This window comes from Clostridium sp., from assembly GCF_036660475.1.
Lineage (GTDB): Bacteria > Bacillota > Clostridia > Clostridiales > Clostridiaceae > Clostridium_J.
Genome location: NZ_JAVXAO010000010.1, coordinates 1 through 20,649 on the forward strand (window position 1 = coordinate 1; position 20,649 = coordinate 20,649).

The following is a 20,649-nucleotide window of genomic DNA, read 5'->3' on the forward strand; positions in this document are numbered from 1 at the left end:
AAGTGTTGCTTAACCCCTTTTTTTATTGTGTCCTTGACAAGGGGTCCATTTTAGTAAGATAGCACTTTTTTATATATATTTATTTTTAAAACTTATTGCCTTTTGTTGTATTTTACATACTATATTCCCTAATATTGACCTTGGTAAAATAATAGACATTCCTATAGCAATTTTGTTTTTAATACCTGGAATAATTATCTTTTTTCCTCTAATAATTCCTTTATATCCTATAACGGCAACTTTTTTTGCACTCATAGAATTGTTAAGTTCTCCTTTTCCTGCATTAACATGAAATTCTGTCATAGTATTCCCTGGACAAAGAGCACTAACTATAATATTAAATGGCTTTAATTCAACTCTTAAGGCTTCAGTAAAAGACAAAACATATGATTTAGATGCGTAATAAACTGCAATAAATGGTCCAGGTTGATACGCCCCTGTAGAAACAACATTTAATATTTTACCTCCACCATTTTTTATCATCTCATTAGAAACTAAATGCGAAAGTTCTGTTAGCGCTTTTATATTTAAATCGATTACTCTTCTATGATCTTCTATTGAAATTTCATGAAACAGCCCACAATTTCCTATTCCAGCATTATTAATAAGAGTTTCTACCTTAACATTTAACCTCTTAACTTCATTCATTATCTCTTTACAACTATTAATTTGAAACAAATCTTTTTCTATTAAATTAATCTTAATTTTATATGACTTAGTAAGTTCATCTTTAATAGCATTAAGCAAATTTACTCTACGTGCAACTAGGATAAGATTATAATTATTTTGGGCAAAAATTTTACTAAATTCATATCCAATACCTGAAGATGCTCCTGTTATCAATACCCATTTTTCTTTATTATTTATAGAATTCAACTCCTTTATATTTCGCATATTAAATATTTAGTATACCATACTAATTTATCATCGTATAATAAATTAGTCATTTTATTTATGATGATAAATTTTTTGAAAATTTATGTGATTTATCATTATGTCAACATAAATCTTTGATATAATCCTTATATATTGATATATAAATTATAGCACCAATCATTTTAAACATTAATATATTTGCATATAAATAATTAATAAATAGATCTATTAGTTTTTTTACTACTCATATATGGTTTTAGTATTTTTATTTTTTAAAATTCTATATGAGTAAATCATATACAATTCAAAACTTAATAATATGGAGGAATAGTTATGGATTTAACACCTATCAGCCCTGAATTTTTCAAAAGAGATGCCAGAATCGTTAGTGAAGAGCTACTTGGCAAGCTTTTGGTTAGAAATTATAGTGGTAATACCCTTATAGGAAGAATTGTAGAAACCGAAGCCTACATAGGAACTATAGACAAAGCATGTCATGCTTATGGCAATAAAAAAACGCCTAGAGTAATGCCACTTTATGAAGCTTCTGGAATAGCTTATGTTTATATAATCTATGGAATGTATAACTGTATGAATGTAATAACTGGTGAAAAAGGAGACCCTCAGGGAGTTCTAATAAGAGCCGTAGAGCCAATTGAAGGACTAGAAATCATGAGTGAAAATAGATTTAAAAAATCTTTCTCACAGCTAAAGCTCAAAGAAGTATTAAACCTTACTTCCGGTCCAGGAAAACTATGTATTGCATTAAATATCGATAAAACTTTAAATACACACTCAATTTTTAGTGAAGAGTTATTTATATCTGATGATGGGTTTAGAAAATTTGACACTATTTATGCTAAACGAATAGGTATTGATTATGCAGAAGATGCCATAGATTTTTTATGGAGATATTATATTAAGGATAATAAATATGTTTCTATACTCTCTAAGAAAGCACCCTTACCATAAATGGAAAGAGTGCTTTTTTAAAAATTCATATCATTATTAGGTCATTTACAAGTAATATATTTATAGGCTTAAAAACTTATTAAATCTTTCTCTAACTCTTTCTTCACCCATTATTTGCATAATAGTATAAAGATCTGGAGTATTACTTCTATGGGTTAGCGCTGTTCTTACACATCCAGCTACATCAGAAACCATTCCTTTAAAGCTTTCTGGTTCCTTCTTAAAGGCCTTTCGATCTGTAGCATAACCAAGTTCCACTGCTACACCCTTTAAGTCTTCAAACCATGTATCTTTATCAGTATTAAAGTTGTACGCTTTAGCATAAGCTTCTATAACCCTCTTAGCTTCTGTTAAATCTATATTCTTCGGAAACTCAATTTCATCAACATTAGTATTAACAAATAACTCGTCAAAGAAGAAGAAAACTTTTTCCTTAACATCACTCCATTTACCAAAGTCTTTTCTAGGTTTTGGACCTTCTTTGTCTATTCCAAATATTTCCTTGGTAATATTTTCATTGCAGGTTGTTAAATGATACATTTCCTCATCGTACTCTTTAGCCCATTTAGTATAGTAATCATAAACCTCATCAGCTTTTAATTTACAAATAACATTTTTACTTACATCATTTAATTTAATTATATCAAATAATGCTCCACTCTTACTCATTTTATCTAAGGATACCTTAAATTCACGATAGTCTAAGTTTGTATTTTCTTCTCTCCATTCTTCAAATGCAGAGTTTATTATGTTAAGAAGATATTCTATAACCGAAATCATTGGATAACCTTCTTCATCATAGTAGCTTACTGCACTTTCTGGATCTTTTCTTTTAGAAAGCTTTCGCTTAGATCCACCATCTAATTTCATTATTGTTGGAGTATGAGAATAGTCTGGTCTATCAAATCCAAGAATATCAAATAGCTGAACATGGATTGGAAGTGATGACAACCACTCTTCTCCCCTAATTACTGTAGTAGTTCCCATTAAAGCATCATCAATAACATGGGCAAAATGATAAGTCGGAAGTCCATCAGATTTAACTATTACTATATCTTGATTACTTTCAGGGAATGATATATCTCCCTTTACTAAATCATGAAACTCAACTCTATTTTCAGAGTTACCTGGTGATTTTAATCTTATTATATACTTCTCACCATTATTTACTCTAACTAAAGCCTCTTCAGCTGATAGGTTTCTACAACTTGCATATTCTCCATAATATCCTGGAGTTAGCTTTTCATTAATTTGATTTTCTCTTAACTTCTCTAAATCTTCTGAAGTACAGAAGCAAGGGTATGCTAATCCTCTTTTTATTAAACTCTTTGCAAAAGTCTTATATATTTCCGCTCTCTCACTTTGTCTATATGGCCCATATTCACCTTTAGAAGTGTTATCACCTGTCATGCCCTCAGTGAAATCTAATCCAAATTTATGCATTGTATTTATTGTATCTTCTATAGCACCTGCTACTTCTCTCTTTTGGTCAGTATCTTCAATTCTTAAGTAGAAAACTCCGCCACTTTGAGTAGCTATTCTTTCATCAATTAAAGCAGAGAATACTCCCCCTATATGTTGGAATCCTGTTGGACTTGGAGCATATCTAGTAACTTTTTGATCTGCTTTAAGATTTCTTTTAGTATACTTATCCATATAATATTGAGGTTCTTTATCAATATCCCAGAAAATTTTATTTGCTAATAATTCATAATTCATTACCTTCACCTTACCTTATCTTATCTATTAAAACCTTATAAACACAACTTTGATTATAACTTTAAGAATTAATATTGTAAATATAGTATTTATTATTTACCTATTTTACTTCAATTAAGCTAACTTCTTTATTTACATTTACATTAATAATCTTAGGATTAACCTCTTTATAAGCTGTGACTAAATTTACATTTTCATTGTCTTTTATGATAACACCTGATGAGAAAACACTGTATAACTTATCATTAAAATATTTCTCACAACCATTTTCATGAGCTTCATGACCTCTAATTAACAGGTCGATTCCTATTAACTTAGCAAAACTAGAAAATTCTTCTTCTTTAAATCTAAATCTTCCCGAGTCCTCACGCAGGCTATAATCCCCTCTCAAAGGGTCACTCCAGAGCATATTATGCACTATAGTTCTATTTATTGCATCAACGATGGTTTCATCGGTGAGATCTTTAATATTAGAAATATAGCCATATATATTTTCTTCATTTCTGTCAGGCCTTGGTAACCCTCCATGAACTCCCAAAATTGTTTGTTCCTTAATGTTTACTATAGCGATAATAGCCATACTATAAAATACACTTAAATACCCAGCTATCAACTTCCTAGAAAAACTTCCATTTATTTTAGATAAATTATCTAAATATAATAAGAAATAATCTTCATCCTTATCTTCTACTGGCTTTCCAATACAAAGTTTTATCACATCATTTTCTATAATGCCGCAGTCGTGATTCCCTTGTAATTGGAATATATTTCCTGGGAAAATAAACTTTAAAGTAAGTATTTTTTCAATTAATTTAAGATGAGACTTTCCCCTATCAACATAGTCTCCTAAAAATATTAACCTAACCTTTTCCCCATTAACCATACTCTCAAAAAAGTTAATTGAATCTAGTATCTTATCTATGATTAAATCATCGGAATGTATATCTCCAATAAAGTAATATTCATACCCATCGTCATTAAACAGATATATTCGCGAAGAACTTTTCCCATCTTCTATATCATTACAGATGCTTTTAAAATTTATATTTTCAGCTATAAGCTTATTATTAATTTCGCTTTCTTCTGCATTGTATATTTTACATACCTCATCAATTAAAAACTCATGAACCTTAGATAAGTTACTCAAATTTGAAGTTTCAATACTTTCAATATCCATCCATAAATTTTCACTAATAGTTTCTATAGCTTTATATAGTTCTAACCCACTATTATATTTCCTTTTTTCAACATTGTATTTAACCTTTTCTATCTGACTAATTATATATCTATAATTAGATTTATCCATATATAATTCATCACAATTTTTACAGTCAATATTTAAACCCTCTTTGTTCATTTTCATCTTTAGCGAGGGATTATTATATCAATATATAATCCCCACTAAATCTATCCCCCTTGTCATTTTTATTCTCGCATTACAATTTTAAATTAACTTTATTCTAATATTAATTATAACGCAAGGCTACCTACATATTTTAATTCCATAATTTCTCTACACCTTGAAAAATAAATTCATATTACTCTGTTTGCCATTCCTATTAGGTATTTTCTTATTTTGAAACTTATCATAATTATCCTTAATACCATTGTCTAAATTAATAATCATCTTTTCATTAGCTATATGTGAAACTATCTGATCATATTGCATAAGTTCCTCTATCTGTTTTTTAATCCTATCACTTTTCTTCTTAGCTAATGTCTTTTCTTTTACACTATATTCATTAGATTCTACAATTAAAGTAAGTCTATTTAATTCACCGTCATATTTACGTTGAGTTGGATGTAAATATTCTGTTCTTACCCTAGCTATAGTTGATTCATCATATCTATGAACGTAAATCAAAGCCTTAAATCCATCATTCTTTCCCGAATCAAATAACCAATATATAGGTTTTTTTGAATATATTTTAAGATGGTCCTTGTAAAAATCCTTTACAAAATATCTTCTTATACATTGCCTTGAAGTTTCATTTTCTTTTCGTCCTAATGCCAGTGTAATATAATCCAGATTTTCTTCTAGGGTTGCATTCCCATAAACTTTCTCTACAAATTCAATAAATTTAGATACAATGTCCTCTTCAAAGTACTCCTCCTCAGTAATAGGCACAATATTATCTAACTTAGGAATGAATCTTGTATCTACATATGTTTCTGACACTATATCTGCATCTAAATTTTTCACTATATTTTTAACCTGCTTTTGATCAATATCCCACTTGTCTTTGAAATCTCCACCACCATAAACTAAGCCATAAACATCTATAGAGTATCTACCCATAATGCATCCAACTGCATAGGATACAAATGATTTCATCTCTTTTTCTACATCAGCCTTACGTAGTGTAATATCTTTTTCATTTACCTCTGGACTTAATTCATTGTTAAGTCCATAGATATCAATAAATATTTTATTCAATTTTTCTTCATTAGCTTTTAGTCTCGCAATAGCTTCTAAATTTTCTTCATCCCATTGCTTAAATTTATCCCTAATCAGTATTGGCACCTCATTGATTGTAGAAATATTATTTATTAACGGGTGTACATTAAAATCCCATGAGGTTTCAAATGAATCCCATTCTCTCTTGCTAATTTCTATATTTTCTCCTACTATTTCATCAATTACTTTCTTAGTTTTTTCCTCAAATATTTCATTGTTAATTGGAATATTTTTAAGGTCACCTACTTGAATATTGTAAGTTGGATTCATTATATCTAAAAACATATTTGCAACTTTACTACATAAAAGTGCTAAAATAACTTTTTCTGTACCTACATCATTAAAAAATATAGATGAACCAGCCACATCAAATATAAATCCTTGTGGAGAATATCTCACACCCATGTCCTCTGAAATAAATGTATATGTAAGCCCACTCTTAAAATAGAATTCTTCATTTTTTACTGTTCTACTATATGACTTATACAGCTTTGCTGCATATTCCTTTACCTCTGCTCCGTTATTTTCCCAGTTGATAATGAATCTATTATTTCCAAACCACTTTCTAAATTCTCCACCCTTATTGTAAGGAAACCATTTTTTCTTACTATCAAAGGCATCCTCACTATCCGTAGCCATAAATTTAATTCTATTTATATCAACCTCATACCACTCTCTTAAAAATCTTTTATTGTCTGATGTTGCCATCCCTTGCCTTGGCTTTGCCATATTTTCAAATTTATCTAAACTCGAAAACAATTTTAATATATTATCACTTACCCAATATGCAAAGGGTTTCGTTGGAATTGTCATCAACTTCTCAATCCATATATCATGAACTATCTCTTTATTTATTCCCGAGCAAACACCCTTAATCTTTTTATCTTTTTCATTCCCATTCATCTCTTTAGTAACATCTATAAACCTAGTTTTATACTTTGAAATTTTACTCTTTTGGTTTACAAATGCAACATTTTGTACTATAGTTCCAACATTGTCTTCAAAAGCTCTTGGCCCTAAATGAACCATGTTTATAAATGTAGTTTCATATACAAGCTTCTTTCTAAGCTCCAAGAAACTACTTAAAAACATCCATGAATGTTGATTTACCATTGCATAAAGACCATTTTCTTTTATATAGCTATTACACACTTCCATATAAACTGAAAATAAATCATGCTTTGAATGTGGGTAATAATCTGATAGATATTTAGCAAGGGTATCATTAGCTCCTCTAAGTCCCATATATGGAGGATTTGTTATGCATATATCGTACTCTACACTCATTATTTCACCCTGTTTTATTAAGGCTGGTAACTTATCTATTAATACGGTTTTATAATCACTAAAGGTTAAATTTATCTCACTTTCTATCTCTTCTAACCTTTCGCTTAATATCTTTAAATTAATATTGGGTATCTTAAGAATTGATCCATACTCTTTTCCATCTTTGAAATTATTTATTAAAAGTACTATAGCTTCCCTCAATTCCTCATTGCCCTTTGCAAAATACTCAATCATATCATAAGTTATGCTATTACTATCTTCAATTGATGCTATATTAAGGCACAATGGTTTTTTCTCTAGCTCTCTAAATAACCTTTTATTATAGCCTCTAGCTTTCATAATTAAAGCAAACCCTGCTAACTGACTTGCTCTATCATCAATATCTAAACCAAATATATTGTTCTCTAGTATTTTTCTTGGTATTTCCCTTTCTGAATAACCAGAAACCTTATATATTTCATATAATACATCGAAAGCATAGATTAATATATGACCCGACCCCATACATGGATCTAGTATCTTTATATCCTCTGGACTAAGTGTACTACGTTGTTTACTTATACTTTTCAGCACCTCATCCACTTCAGTCTCTTGAGCTATTCCTTTTATATAATATTCTAATTTTCTTTCAATCTCTTCATTAGGGTGACCTTGTAACCATAATGATCCTATAGAGTTTTCAACCAAATATTTTACTATCCATTTTGGCGTAAATAATTGAGTCGCTGCTGGTATGTTCTCTTTAGTTATCTTAACATTCTTCTTTAACCCATCAAATACCATATCCTTCTTTTCTGAAATGTAGTATTGATATATCCACCCTATTATTTCTACTTCTTCCTTCCAATCAGCTTCAGATATAGAACTAGACATAGTTGAGATTATTGATCCATCCATCAAAAGATTATCTGGCAGTAGTAGTTCTGTGTAATCTGTTATTTTTTCAAATAAACCGGGAATAATTTTCCCGAGCTCATTACATTGCTTTACTAAAATATACTTATACAATTTCTCCCTATCTGCATTTTTGTCACTATCTAATAGTTCATATACATAGGTTGAGTCAAGATTAAGATCTAATATAACTTCACCAACTCTTGATAAAATGTCCGGCTCTAATTTCCCACTTATTTGAGATGAGACTATTCTTATCCCTGTTGGCATATAATCATTAACTTCCATATATCTTAGGGCTATTAGTCTATTAAACCAAGTGTAAGCACACTCTTCCATAACCTGTTCAAAACCCTTTTTTTCTATTTCTTCAACTAATGTTCTTCTATAGTCAGGAGAAATATTAAATATCTCTTCTTTACCTTCTACTTTAAACCCACCTTGAACTTCCTCTATATTTTTGATGTTGTTATTCTCTATTCCAATTTTATATGCTCTATCTTTAACACCCTCAATAAGATTATTTCTCGCCCAGGTTGAAAATGCTTTAACTTTATTTTTATCCATGACTTAGTACTCCTTGTAATTATGTATTATTGTACAATTTATTATAGCATATGAGGAATTAAATGAGTTAATTTCATAGGTAATTGATTTTGTATTGTTTTAAAAATTAAAGCCTTCATCCTAAAATTATTGGATGAAGGCTTTAATAAATTTAACTATACACTAGAATCCTTTTTTCTTTGCTACAATACCACTTTCATTAGTACCTGGCTCCTCTATTGTAGTATTAAAACTACTTTGAGCATATTGACCTTGTGTCTTAGTTCCATTTTGAATATAATTTTCTCTGTTGAATTCTTTTTTATTGTGTTTTTTCATAATAAGCTCCTTTTCTAAAAAGTATTTTTCAGTACTTATTATGTGTTAAATAATATATAGTATACTTTGTTGTTACCATAGGTTTTAATAATTAATCACTTCTTCACCTATAAGGTGTATATCCCTATTTAAAGACATTAAAATATCTATAAAAACAAAACTCTCTTTATGTATGTTATTATATAATAAACTTCTTTTTAACATCATTAGAACCAATGAGATAAAGTAAGTGAGGGTAAAATATACCAAACTCTAAAACGTCACCAACATTATAGTCTTCTTTAGAATTTTCAATATCTATAATTAAATGATCACTACTGCCACCTATTAATTCTATCCCATCATCTACTGGTACTAAAGTATCTATCGAAACAAAGTCCTGTTTACCTATTGCAAGTAAAGCTCTTTTTCTTGTTCCTCTATCTTCATAAGTTGGAACATTACCAAAAGCATCTATGAATCTTTCACCTACAGGATGAGAAGGTTTACTTTTCACTTCTACAACCTGTGCTTTGAGAACAAATGCATCTTGATGTAACATTGACATATCATACTTCCAAAAAACATCTAAATCCTTCGCAACTAGTATACCTTCGCCAATCCTCAAATTGTTTATTTTGCTAGGCATTTTTCCATCCCATAATAAAGTTAAAGATGAAGTTGCTCCACCAGATATCATGTCTAATTCTCTATGTATTAAATCCTCAATTCTCTCGGCTATATTACAAAGTTTTCCCAAATTATCTTCAGTAGGTTTAATTGATCCAAAACATCCTAAGTTTGTTCCAATCCCATATAATTCAACACATTCTAACTCATTTTCCACATAAAGAGCTAACTGAATTAATTCTTCTTCATCCATAACGCCCTCTCTTAAATCCCCCAAATCAACCATAAGTACCACCTTATGTTTTTTCCCTTGTAATCTACATTCCTTATTTATTCTAGTTAAAGTTTCTTTCTCTGAGTTTAAACTTATATCTGCATATCTTACTAATTCACTTATTTCATTAAACATTGGTAATCTAATAAGCATAATAGGTTTTGTTACACCTTGGTTTTTCATATCTATAACTTGGTTAAGTCTAGATGTAGCCAAATATTTGCACCCTGCTTTATCCATTTCATTAACTACCTGTGGCATACTTTGAACCACCTTAACAACCCCTGAAACTGATATATTATGCTGATTACATAAATCAACTACATACTTAGTATTTTCATATATTTTTTTTAGATTTATTTCCAATAGCGGAAACTCAATTTCACCCTCTACATCTTTGATTTGAATCTCATTCTTTAAAATACTTTGTGCCATTTAAAATCCCCCTTAAACTTTATCATTCTGTGTAATAAATGAGTTTTTCACTCTTATAAATTCATTATACGAAAATTCAATTAATTTTTCTCCATCCATATTGATTAAAATAAACCCAACCAAAAAAAAACTCATTAACTAATATAAATTAGTTAATGAGTTTAACATTATAGGAGTTTATTGATTTCTTTATATTTTAGTACATATACCAATTAATATAATTAGTTTAAATAGCCAACCATAATTTAGATACTATTTCTGTATAAATCTTTAATCAGTATCGAAAGCTTCTTTAGACCTAATCTAATTTCATTAATTGGAGCATATGAAAATGATATTCTTAATGAATAGTTCAAATTTGCATCATAAATGTATCCTGGATATAGTAAAATACCTATTTTACAAGCTTCATCAAAAAGCTTATACATACCTATTTTATATTTTAGTGTAACCCACACATAATATCCTCCAGTAGGAATATTCCATGTAGCAATATCCGAAAAATATTTTCCAAGAGCATCTATTGTAACTGCTCTTCTAATATATAGCTGTTTTCTTAAATTATCTAAATGTTCATCATAAAGCCCAGTTTTCATCCATTTTGCTACTGTTAATTGAGATAAAGAGCTAGACCCGTAATCTGTTTGCATTTTAATATCACCTAATCTCTCAATCACAGGTTCTGGTCCAACTATCCAACCTATTCGAAGTCCAGGGCATAATGCCTTCGATACACTCCCAACATATAGCACTAAGCCATTGATATCTATACTTTTTATAGGTCTTGGTGGCGGTGAATCTATCCATAACTCCCTATATACATCATCCTCAATTATAGGTAGCTTTTCTCTTTGACAAATATTTATTAACTCACTACGCCTTTTCTCTGACATTACTATTGACGTTGGATTTTGAAAGTTAGGTATTGTATATAACATAGATGGAACATGTTTTTTAATATAATCTGGAATCAGTTCCGCTTGAATGCCTTGTTCATCCATTGGTATTCCACTTCTCCTCATTCCCAACGATTGAAATATTTGTAATGAATACATATATGATGGATTTTCTAGAAGAACAGTAGATCCTCTTTGTAACAATCCCATAGATATTAACTGTATAGCTTGCAGCGCTCCAGACACAATAAGTACCGAAGAAGGCGATGCGTTTATACCATAAGACTTTATATATTTACTCACTTCTTCTCTTAGGCATTGCAACCCATTAGGACTTTCATATCCCAGATTGGTCATATCATCAGAAACCTCCCTAAGAACTTTCTTCATAGACTCTCTCGGAAATAACTCACTTGACGGTTCTCCGGTGCTTAATCTAATATACTCACCTTCAAATTCAAGAGTATTAATTTGTTTAATAGTTTTAAAGTTAGGCATATGTATTCCTTCTGTGATATATGTTTTCCAATCTGGCTGAATATTTGAAAGTAATGGTGACACATTATTAACAATTTTTGTACCACCTTTTCCATTCCCCTCCAGTATACCTTCTGATTTTAATTCATCAAGTGCAGAAACGATTGTACTTCTATTCACATCAAAAATTCTTGCTAATTCCCTCTGTGTTGGAATCATAAACCCTATCTGCCATTCTCCACTAACTATTTTTGATTTAAAATATTCAACAATCTGTAGATATATAGGCTTTGTATCCCCCTTATCAGGTCTCCATTTTATATTCACTATAGATACCTCCTAAAAACATTCATATGTTTTATGCAAAAATAGGATTTGCTATTTTAATAATAGCAAATCCTACACTCATTATAATAATATTACTTACACTGGTATACTGCTTCTCTTTTCTATAACACCTACGTCTTCTTTTGCAAATGTAGTAATTATTGCTGACGTACCTATAAATAACATTCCTATCTGTGGAGTAATAACTGTAAAGTCTATAACTCCATGAACTAAAATAATCACTTGAATTGAAAGTAGTAGTGATACACTATTATAATTTTCTTTATACAGATATATTAGACTCTTAAATACATTTGCTCTTATAAATAAGTAAATTGAAAGTCCAATAATTCCTATAGATGTTAATAACGATAACCAAATATTATGAGAATGATTTATAACTCCCCTATATCTAGAATATTGATTTCCAACTTCTATAGTTCCCGTAAGTCCCCACCCTGTTACAGGTTTTTCATCCACCATTTTAAGTGAACCCATCCAAATTTCTTCTCTAGTATCAAATGATCTCTCTATTTCATGCCCTGTCAAATCTTGTGATATATCAGATATTTTTTCAGGTGTGAATCCAACTACAAATACTATTAAAGCGATGGCACAAAAAACAACTCTATCACTCTTGTTAGTTTTTAATAAGTATAAGGATGCTAACCCAAATACTAATCCTATAAATGCACCTCTTGAACCTGTTAAACATACATTTAATAAAAATAGAACAGTAGATCCATAATAAATCGCTTTACATTTTTTATCTTTAGCTATACTACCATAATATAATGCAATTATAATCATAATTGCAAACCAATCGCCTGCCACATTCGGATTTCCAAATGTACTAAAAATCCTGTGGCCACTTGAAACTTCTAATGGTACTCCTAGAACTTTTTTCCATAGCTTCATTGGAAAATACATAAATGTAACCTTCTCTATAACCCCTATTATACCTGAACAAATTGATAGTTTAATAAGATATTCAGCTATTTTTTCTATCTTTTGTTCACTCTTACAATAATTTTCAATATAATTACTTATAGCAAAATATAAAAAGAATATAAATGAAGCACCCATAGACATAATGCTTTTATTGAAAATACCAACAATAAAAGACCACCCAAACAATAATAATAATCCTAAATTCAAAGAATTTTTATGTATCTCATCTTTCATTTTTATCATATTATAAGTGGCATAGATTCCTGCAAATAGTGCTGTGTATGGAGATATAACTAATAATAATATTAAATTAAACATCATTTTCACCTTCTTCTGCTATTAAATGCATTTTTATATAAAGTCTTCATTCTTAGTTGAAATTATATATGCATATAATAAACATTCTATTATTGTGCTAAATTATTACATAAAAAAATGTGCTATCAGCACCTTAAAACCCATTGTAATAAAATTACAACGTATAAGCTTTATATATTGCAAAGTGATTTTTTTCAATTAAATTCTCATTACATATTGATTATCATACAATATGTAATTATTTATTGCAACTAAATTATGTTTTTGTAATAAATTCTTAAGAACCATCCTTTAAAGTTGTAAACAGATTCAAAATAAAATCTATTAATTTATTTCACCGGTTAATTAATCTTAATTTTCATTTTATTCTCATTAAACTTATCCAAAACATATCAATATATGCTAATATAAAATTGTAAATTTAATTGGAAAAGGAGATTAATAATGATTACTAATTCTACTATTCAAAATTATAAAACTGCAATTTTTGCTGGTGGTTGCTTTTGGTGCATGGTGTCACCCTTTGACGTTTTAGATGGTATAGTAAGCGTAACTTCCGGATACATCGGTGGTAATTCTAAAAACCCAACATATAAGGATGTAAAATCTCAAGAAACTGGTCATTACGAAGCCATTAAAATTACTTATGATGATACATTAATTTCATATGATAAAATACTAGATGCATTTTGGAGGCAAATAGATCCTACTGATGATGAAGGCCAATTTCAAGATAGGGGTCCATCTTATATAGCTGCTATTTTTTATTGTAATGAAGAAGAAAAAACTAAAGCAGAGCTATCAAAAAAAATCCTTAATGAATCAGGAAGATTTCCACTTCCAGTAGTAACTCGAATACTTCCAGCAACACACTTTTATGATGCTGAGGAATATCACCAAAACTTCTATAAATCTAATCCCCGTGAATACAAAAAAGATAGAAGCAAATCTGGAAGAGATGAGTTCATAAGCAAATACTGGGGTGAAGACTTCTTTGAGATTTATGAATAATTTTTATTATGGCAAATTGTAATAATAAATTGACCTAATTTCTATATACGCCTAAGTTGTTGTAATCAATATTAATCTATATTGATGTACTTACTGTAATAGTTAACGTAAAAAATAATAATAAATATGATTATACCTTCTGGAAAGTATAATCATATTTAAATTGAGATTGGATGTGTTTTTGTGAATAACTCTCATAGCGAACTTTTTAAACAATTAATAAAAGCCCATAGTAACAATACCTTAAATGAAACTATTGAAATCTTACTTAAAAATGAAACAATAGACTCTAGCATGTTAGCTTCAGAAATATCAGCTCTATGTGGTGTTAATATAGATTTTAGTGACAATTACATAAATGAGTTAAATGAAGCCATTCTTAGATATAAAACCAACCACAAAATTGTTAATAAAGTAAGGAAATGCAAATTAGATTGTAAAGTACATGAAAATAGTAAAACTAAATGCCAAGAAAGCTGTCCCTTCGATGCTATATTATATAGTGAAGATAACAATACAACATATATTGATAATACTAAATGTACTGATTGTGGCATTTGTGTGGATATGTGTCCAAACGGTAGTATATTAGATACTGTTGAATTTTTACCTTTAGCTAATCTCTTAAATGATGATACTACAGTTATCGCAGCTGTAGCTCCTGCCATAATGGGCCAATTTGGTAATAGCACAACAATGGATCAGTTAAGAACAGCATTTAAATCTATAGGCTTTACAGATATGGTTGAAGTTGCATTCTTTGCAGATATGCTCACATTAAAAGAAACTATTGAATTTGATGCTCATGTTAAAACCAGCAATGATTTCATGATAACTTCTTGTTGTTGTCCAATATGGGTTGCAATGGTTAAAAAAGTTTACAAAAATTTAGTTACCCATGTATCTCCTACTGTATCTCCTATGATTGCAGCTGGTAGAGTTCTGAAAAAGCTTAATCCTAACGTTAAAGTTGTATTTATAGGGCCTTGTGTAGCAAAGAAAGCTGAAGTAAAAGAACCTGATTTAATAGGTGATATTGACTTTGTTCTAACTTTTGCAGAGCTAAAAGACATCTTTGATGCTTTCAATGTAGTTCCTGAAGTATTAGATGGTACTCCCTCCCTTGAATATGCCTCACGTGGTGGCAGGCTTTATGGGCGTACAGGTGGAGTTTCTATAGCTATTGGAGAATGTATTGAAAGAATGTTTCCGATAAAGCATAAATCCCTAAAAACTGTTCAAGGCAATGGAATTAAAGAATGTAAGGTTATCTTAGGCAATCTTCAGAATGATATTAGAGATGGAAATTTTATAGAAGGAATGGGTTGTGCTGGCGGATGTGTTGGTGGTCCTAAATCTATTGTTCCAAAGGAAACTTCAACAAAGCTTTTAAACGACTTTGCTGATGAGTCTAAAATTAAAGTTGCCTATGACAGTGCAATAATGAATGGAATGTTAGATGCTTTAGGAATATTCACTATCGAAGATTATAAAGATGAAGAGAAAACTAAAATATTTCATAGAAATTTTTAGTTTACCTGTACTTAGGCATTTCCACATAACTATAATTGAATTATATAGGTAATATTACAAAACAAATGGCAAATATCCCATCGGATATTTGCCATTTGTTTTGTATGAATTTTTTATGACTTCACCTATTATTTTTTTAAAATAAATCTAATCCTAATCCATTAATTTTTCTAACAAACCATTACTTCTCTCTATGAAAGCTGCCATTTCATCAGCTTCCATCTGTCCATAGCTTATCATTGCTAAGTCATATACATGACTACATATATCTTTAGCTAAATCTTTTTTATTTTCATCGTTGGATATTTTAGCTAATTTTTTAATTAATTTGTTGGTTTTATTAATAACTAAAGTTTCTTCCTTAGGGAACATAGACATGTCTCCACCACCGAACATAACACTCATCTCAGCCATCCTTCTTGATTGCTCTGATAACTGAATCACAGCTGGTACTTGTTCAGATTTTATAGGTTTTACTTCTACTTTTACAGTTTCTTTATTAATTACCTCTTTAAATAACTCTTCAAGGTTAGTAGCTTCATCAATATCTGTTTCTTTATCCTCTACTTTAAGCATATCAGTTAAATCCGAATCAATTCTAGTAAACTGTACACCCTCTTCTTTACTTTCCATTAAAGTTATAAAATGACTATCAATTGTAGTATTTAATATAACTGCTTGAAGGCCATTTTCCTTCAATAATTTTATATACTGTGATTGTTGCTTTTCATCATTTACATAAATAACTTTTTTATCATTACTCTCATTGTTACCCTCTAAATATTTATTTAAAGTCACATATTCATCATTTGTAGTTTTAAATATAATTATATCTTTAACCTTATCATAGAATTTTTCATCTCTAAGACATCCATATTTAATAAATATGTTTATATCTTTCCAAAAGTTGTTGTATTCTTCTCTACTATTTTTAAATAAGGAAGTAAGCTTATCTGCAACTTTATTTACTATATGTCTAGATATTTTCGTTACATTGCTATCCTTTTGAAGAAAACTTCTGGATACGTTAAGTGGAATATCTTCACAATCTATAACACCTTTTAATAGAAGTAAAAATTCCGGAATAACTTCTTTAATATTATCAGCTACAAAAACTTGGTTATTATATAGTTTTACTTCGCCTTCAACAGCCTCAAATTCATGCTTTAATTTAGGGAAGTACAATATCCCTTTAAGATTAAAAGGATATTCTACATTCATGTGTATCCAAAATAAAGGATCACTATACTCATTGAATACTGTTCTGTAGAAAGCTTTATATTCTTCATCAGTACAATCCTTTGGTGCTTTCATCCATAAAGGTTTAGTATCATTTAACGGTGTTCTTTCTTTTATCTCATTATTTTCTTCATTATCTTTTTCCTCAACCTTTTCATTTTCATCAACTAAATAAATCTCTATAGGGAAAAAATTACAATGTTTTTTAATTATTTGTCTTATCTTATAATAGTCTAAGAACTCTTTACTATCTTCACTTATATGAAGTGTAATTGTAGTTCCCCTAGTACCCCTTTCAGAGGAAGTTAGCTCATACTCAGTACCACCTGTACAAACCCATTTAACTGCTTCTGCTCCATCTTTGTACGAAAGCGTATCAATCTCAACTTTCTCTGATACCATAAATGCAGAATAGAATCCTAATCCAAAGTGTCCTATTATATTTTTACCTTCATCCATCTTATCTTTGTATTTAGATAGAAAATCCTCAGCTCCTGAAAAAGCAACCTGATTTATATATTTTTTAACTTCTTCATCTGTCATTCCTATACCATTATCAATAAATTTTAAAATACCCTCTTCTTTATTTACTGAAACAGCTACTTCGTACTTGTTATCCTCACTTACATTAGCTTCTCCAAATGATACTAACCTATCAAGTTTGTTTATGGCATCACAACCATTGCTAACAAGTTCCCTCACAAATATATCCTTATCAGAATATAACCATTTTTTTATTATAGGCATAATATTCTCTGTGTGAATTGAAATGTTTCCATTCTCTTTAAGCATATATATTCCCTCCATTTATTATAATTTACCTAGGTTCTTTTTTCATGAAATTTATTTAGATACCAATATTTTTGTTTATCATTATCTAAATAACCATATATTTGACCACTTAGTCATTATATTGAACCTATAAAACATTTTATACCTAATCTGTTATAAAATAAAGAGTATATTGTAAATTTTGTGTAAATTTCACCATTTGTTTTATTCAGCTTGAGTTAATAATTTTTTCATTACATCTCTTAATTTTTTCTCTTCAACTTCATTGTTTGCAATTATGACAATTGTTTTTATGTCACTATCTGACTGATCCCATTTATATGATTTAGCATCTATAATTCCTTCTTCTGGTATGAACTCCTCCATATCAAGAGCCATCTCTTCTGCCAAACTAAGATATTCATCAAATAGTTCATCTTCTTCGATTTCATTTACATTAAAATCATCATACTCCTCTGATATTATTTCATTTAATGTTGAAACTGGTACACTTAAACAAAATGCTAACATATCTTCTCTTTTTGTTCCTTTAGTCATATCTTTTATAACCTTAAAATCAGTTTTGCTTTCTATTATATCCTTCATTTCATTATTATCCATTACTTTTTCACCAAATAAAACGTACATATATAATCACTCCTATTGTTTATTACATTATCTATATGATTATAATCCATTAAAGACAAAAATAAAATAGTTAATTAAAAAAGCCTCTGTAATTAAACAGAAGCTTTTACTTAAATAAAATTTATTAGCTCACTCTCGGTAAAACTTCATTTTTAAAGAAACTTTTAGCCGTTAATCCTGAAACACTAAATATTTCTCCATCATCAATTTTTACAGATACGGCATCACAGCAATGACCTAAACAAAATACTGCCTTGATTTCCACTTTATCAAAAAGATTATATTCCTCAATACTTTGTTGAAAGGAATTTATAACATTGTAAGAACCTTTAACATGACATGCACTACCTATACAAACACTCAAATTTACCATATTCGTTACTCCTTTTTCTTATAATTTACATGTAACAACTTATGAACTTTCCCTTTAAGTAGTCCTGAGTACAATGAAACCATTACTGGATTTTCTTCTGAACGTTTCAAGCTACTCATCTTATCCACTGTATATAATCCTTCACCACGTTTTTGTTTTCCTTCTTCCATTGCAAATGGTTGTCCTGCACCACCTACACATCCTCCTGGACATGCCATTACCTCAATGAAATCATAATGTGACTCTCCTGATTTAATCCGCTGTATTAGATCATCTGCATTTTTAAGACCACTTACTATAGCAATCTTAATTTCTTTTCCATCAACATCAATAGATGTTTCTTTAATGCCATCCATTCCTCTTACTCCGTTAAATGCAATTGTACGCAAAGTTGTAATTGATTTATCATCTAAAACTCTACGAATAACAGCTTCAGTAACTCCACCAGTTACACCAAATATAACTCCTGCACCACTACTAGCCCCAAATGGCATATCCACAGCTTCTGGTTCAATTTGAGAGAATATAATGCCAGATTCTTTTATCATTTTAATAACTTCTTGTGTTGTTATAACATAGTCTACATCATTAACACCATCTGTTTTAAATTCATCTCTTTTAGCTTCAAATTTCTTTGCTGTACATGGCATAATTGCTACATTGACAATTCTCTTATTTGAATGACTATAATGTTCTTTAAGCACTGAAGCAAACATTTGCATAGGTGATTTGCAACTAGATACATTATTCATTAACTCTGGATAATTTTTTTCTGCATAGCTAACCCACGCTGGACAACAAGATGTGAATAGCGGAAGCTTCTCACCCTCTTCAAGTCTTGAAATGAATTCATTAGTTTCCTCTAAAACTGTAAGATCCGCTCCCGTAGATGTATCGAAAACTTCATCAAATCCCATTCTTCTAAGGGCACTTACTAGTTTCCCCATTACATTTTCTCCATCTTTTTGACCTAATTCTTCACTTATTCCCACTCTTACAGCTGGGGCAATTTGAACTACTACTTTTGTGTCCTTATCACTAAGATCTTTCCATAGATTAGCAGTGTCATTTTTAACTACTATAGCACCTGTAGGACATACCGCAGCACATTGTCCACAACCTACACAATTTGATTCTGATATAGGTTTATCAAATACGGTACCAACACTCATTTTAGATCCTCTTTTAATAAAGTCAATTGCCCCTACATTTTGAACTTCATCACACATTCTTACGCAATCACCACATAAAATGCATTTGCTATTATCTCTTACTATAGATAATGATGAATTATCTATTTCATTTTCTTTAGCCGTATTTTCGAATCTAATTTCTTTAATTCCAAATCGTTGTGCTAACTCTTGAAGTTTGCAGTGAGTATTTTTTTCGCAAGTTGTACAATCCCTACAGTGATTTGCTAGCAATAACTCTAGAATATTTTTTCTATATTTTCTAAGTCTTACAGTGTTCGTATATATCTCCATACCTGCTTTGGGTGGAGTTGAACATGCTGCTTCGATTCCACCCCACTTATTTTCAAACATACACATACGGCATGCACCATATACTGAAAGCTCCGAATAATAGCAAAAGGTAGGCAAATCAATTCCAGCTTTTCTAATTAATTCGAGAATATTTTTTTCCCCATTAATTTCTACAGGGATATTATCTATAATCATAAACTGTTCATTCATTA

Annotated in this window: 15 protein-coding genes; 3 read left to right on the forward strand and 12 right to left on the reverse strand. The window is 29.8% G+C overall.

All coding sequences use genetic code 11. From position 1 onward, the window contains the following. Positions 1-69 precede the first annotated feature (69 nt). Complete coding sequence (locus RSA29_RS13415) at positions 70-894, reverse strand: SDR family oxidoreductase (RefSeq protein ID WP_346943276.1); 825 nt, start codon at positions 892-894, stop codon at positions 70-72. A gap of 315 nt (positions 895-1,209) precedes the next feature. On the opposite strand from RSA29_RS13415, the gene RSA29_RS13420 reads away from it, so the two are divergent. Beyond that, positions 1,210-1,848, forward strand: coding sequence for a DNA-3-methyladenine glycosylase (locus tag RSA29_RS13420; RefSeq protein ID WP_346943277.1), 639 nt, complete (start codon positions 1,210-1,212; stop codon positions 1,846-1,848). A 60-nt stretch (positions 1,849-1,908) separates the two neighbouring features. Here RSA29_RS13420 and gltX read toward each other — a convergent pair whose 3' ends face one another. The 7 genes from gltX to RSA29_RS13455 all read right to left on the reverse strand — a co-directional run bounded on the left by gltX (position 1,909) and on the right by RSA29_RS13455 (position 13,381). Then, positions 1,909-3,567: a glutamate--tRNA ligase gene (gene gltX, locus RSA29_RS13425; RefSeq protein ID WP_346943278.1), complete on the reverse strand. Its 1,659-nt coding sequence runs from the start codon at positions 3,565-3,567 to the stop codon at positions 1,909-1,911. 100 nt (positions 3,568-3,667) lie between these two features. Continuing rightward, positions 3,668-4,930, reverse strand: coding sequence for a metallophosphoesterase family protein (locus RSA29_RS13430; RefSeq protein ID WP_346943279.1), 1,263 nt, complete (start codon positions 4,928-4,930; stop codon positions 3,668-3,670). A gap of 150 nt (positions 4,931-5,080) precedes the next feature. After that, positions 5,081-8,773 carry a BREX-1 system adenine-specific DNA-methyltransferase PglX gene (gene pglX / locus RSA29_RS13435; RefSeq protein ID WP_346943280.1) on the reverse strand — a complete coding sequence of 1,231 codons (3,693 nt, stop codon included), beginning with the start codon at positions 8,771-8,773 and terminating at the stop codon, positions 5,081-5,083. A 162-nt stretch (positions 8,774-8,935) separates the two neighbouring features. Next, the gene (locus RSA29_RS13440; RefSeq protein ID WP_346931549.1) at positions 8,936-9,091 is read right to left on the reverse strand and encodes a hypothetical protein; all 156 of its coding nucleotides are present in this window, start codon (positions 9,089-9,091) and stop codon (positions 8,936-8,938) included. A gap of 178 nt (positions 9,092-9,269) precedes the next feature. Beyond that, entirely contained in the window at positions 9,270-10,409 is a 1,140-nt protein-coding gene (locus RSA29_RS13445) for an alanine/ornithine racemase family PLP-dependent enzyme (RefSeq protein ID WP_346943281.1), read from the reverse strand. A 245-nt stretch (positions 10,410-10,654) separates the two neighbouring features. Then, positions 10,655-12,109 carry a PLP-dependent aminotransferase family protein gene (locus RSA29_RS13450; protein ID WP_346943282.1) on the reverse strand — a complete coding sequence of 485 codons (1,455 nt, stop codon included), beginning with the start codon at positions 12,107-12,109 and terminating at the stop codon, positions 10,655-10,657. Between the two features lie 96 nt (positions 12,110-12,205). Further along, complete coding sequence (locus RSA29_RS13455) at positions 12,206-13,381, reverse strand: O-antigen ligase family protein (protein ID WP_346943283.1); 1,176 nt, start codon at positions 13,379-13,381, stop codon at positions 12,206-12,208. Positions 13,382-13,822: 441 nt separating this feature from the next. Here RSA29_RS13455 and msrA point away from each other — a divergent pair, with 441 nt between their 5' ends. Next, on the forward strand, positions 13,823-14,389 hold the full coding sequence (msrA, locus tag RSA29_RS13460) for a peptide-methionine (S)-S-oxide reductase MsrA (protein ID WP_346943284.1): 567 nt from the start codon (positions 13,823-13,825) through the stop codon (positions 14,387-14,389). 183 nt (positions 14,390-14,572) lie between these two features. Then, entirely contained in the window at positions 14,573-15,922 is a 1,350-nt protein-coding gene (locus RSA29_RS13465) for a [Fe-Fe] hydrogenase large subunit C-terminal domain-containing protein (protein WP_346943285.1), read from the forward strand. 153 nt (positions 15,923-16,075) lie between these two features. Here the strand turns inward: RSA29_RS13465 and htpG are convergent, their stop codons facing one another. The 4 genes from htpG to RSA29_RS13485 form a co-directional block, all read right to left on the reverse strand. Further along, entirely contained in the window at positions 16,076-17,953 is a 1,878-nt protein-coding gene (gene htpG, locus RSA29_RS13470) for a molecular chaperone HtpG (RefSeq protein WP_346943286.1), read from the reverse strand. A gap of 204 nt (positions 17,954-18,157) precedes the next feature. After that, positions 18,158-18,580 carry a hypothetical protein gene (locus RSA29_RS13475; protein ID WP_346943287.1) on the reverse strand — a complete coding sequence of 141 codons (423 nt, stop codon included), beginning with the start codon at positions 18,578-18,580 and terminating at the stop codon, positions 18,158-18,160. 124 nt (positions 18,581-18,704) lie between these two features. After that, a complete protein-coding gene (locus RSA29_RS13480; protein WP_346931556.1) occupies positions 18,705-18,953 on the reverse strand; it encodes a (2Fe-2S) ferredoxin domain-containing protein in 249 nt (82 codons plus the stop codon). Positions 18,954-18,958: 5 nt separating this feature from the next. Beyond that, positions 18,959-20,647: a [FeFe] hydrogenase, group A gene (locus tag RSA29_RS13485; protein WP_346943288.1), complete on the reverse strand. Its 1,689-nt coding sequence runs from the start codon at positions 20,645-20,647 to the stop codon at positions 18,959-18,961. Between the last annotated feature and the right edge of the window lie 2 nt (positions 20,648-20,649).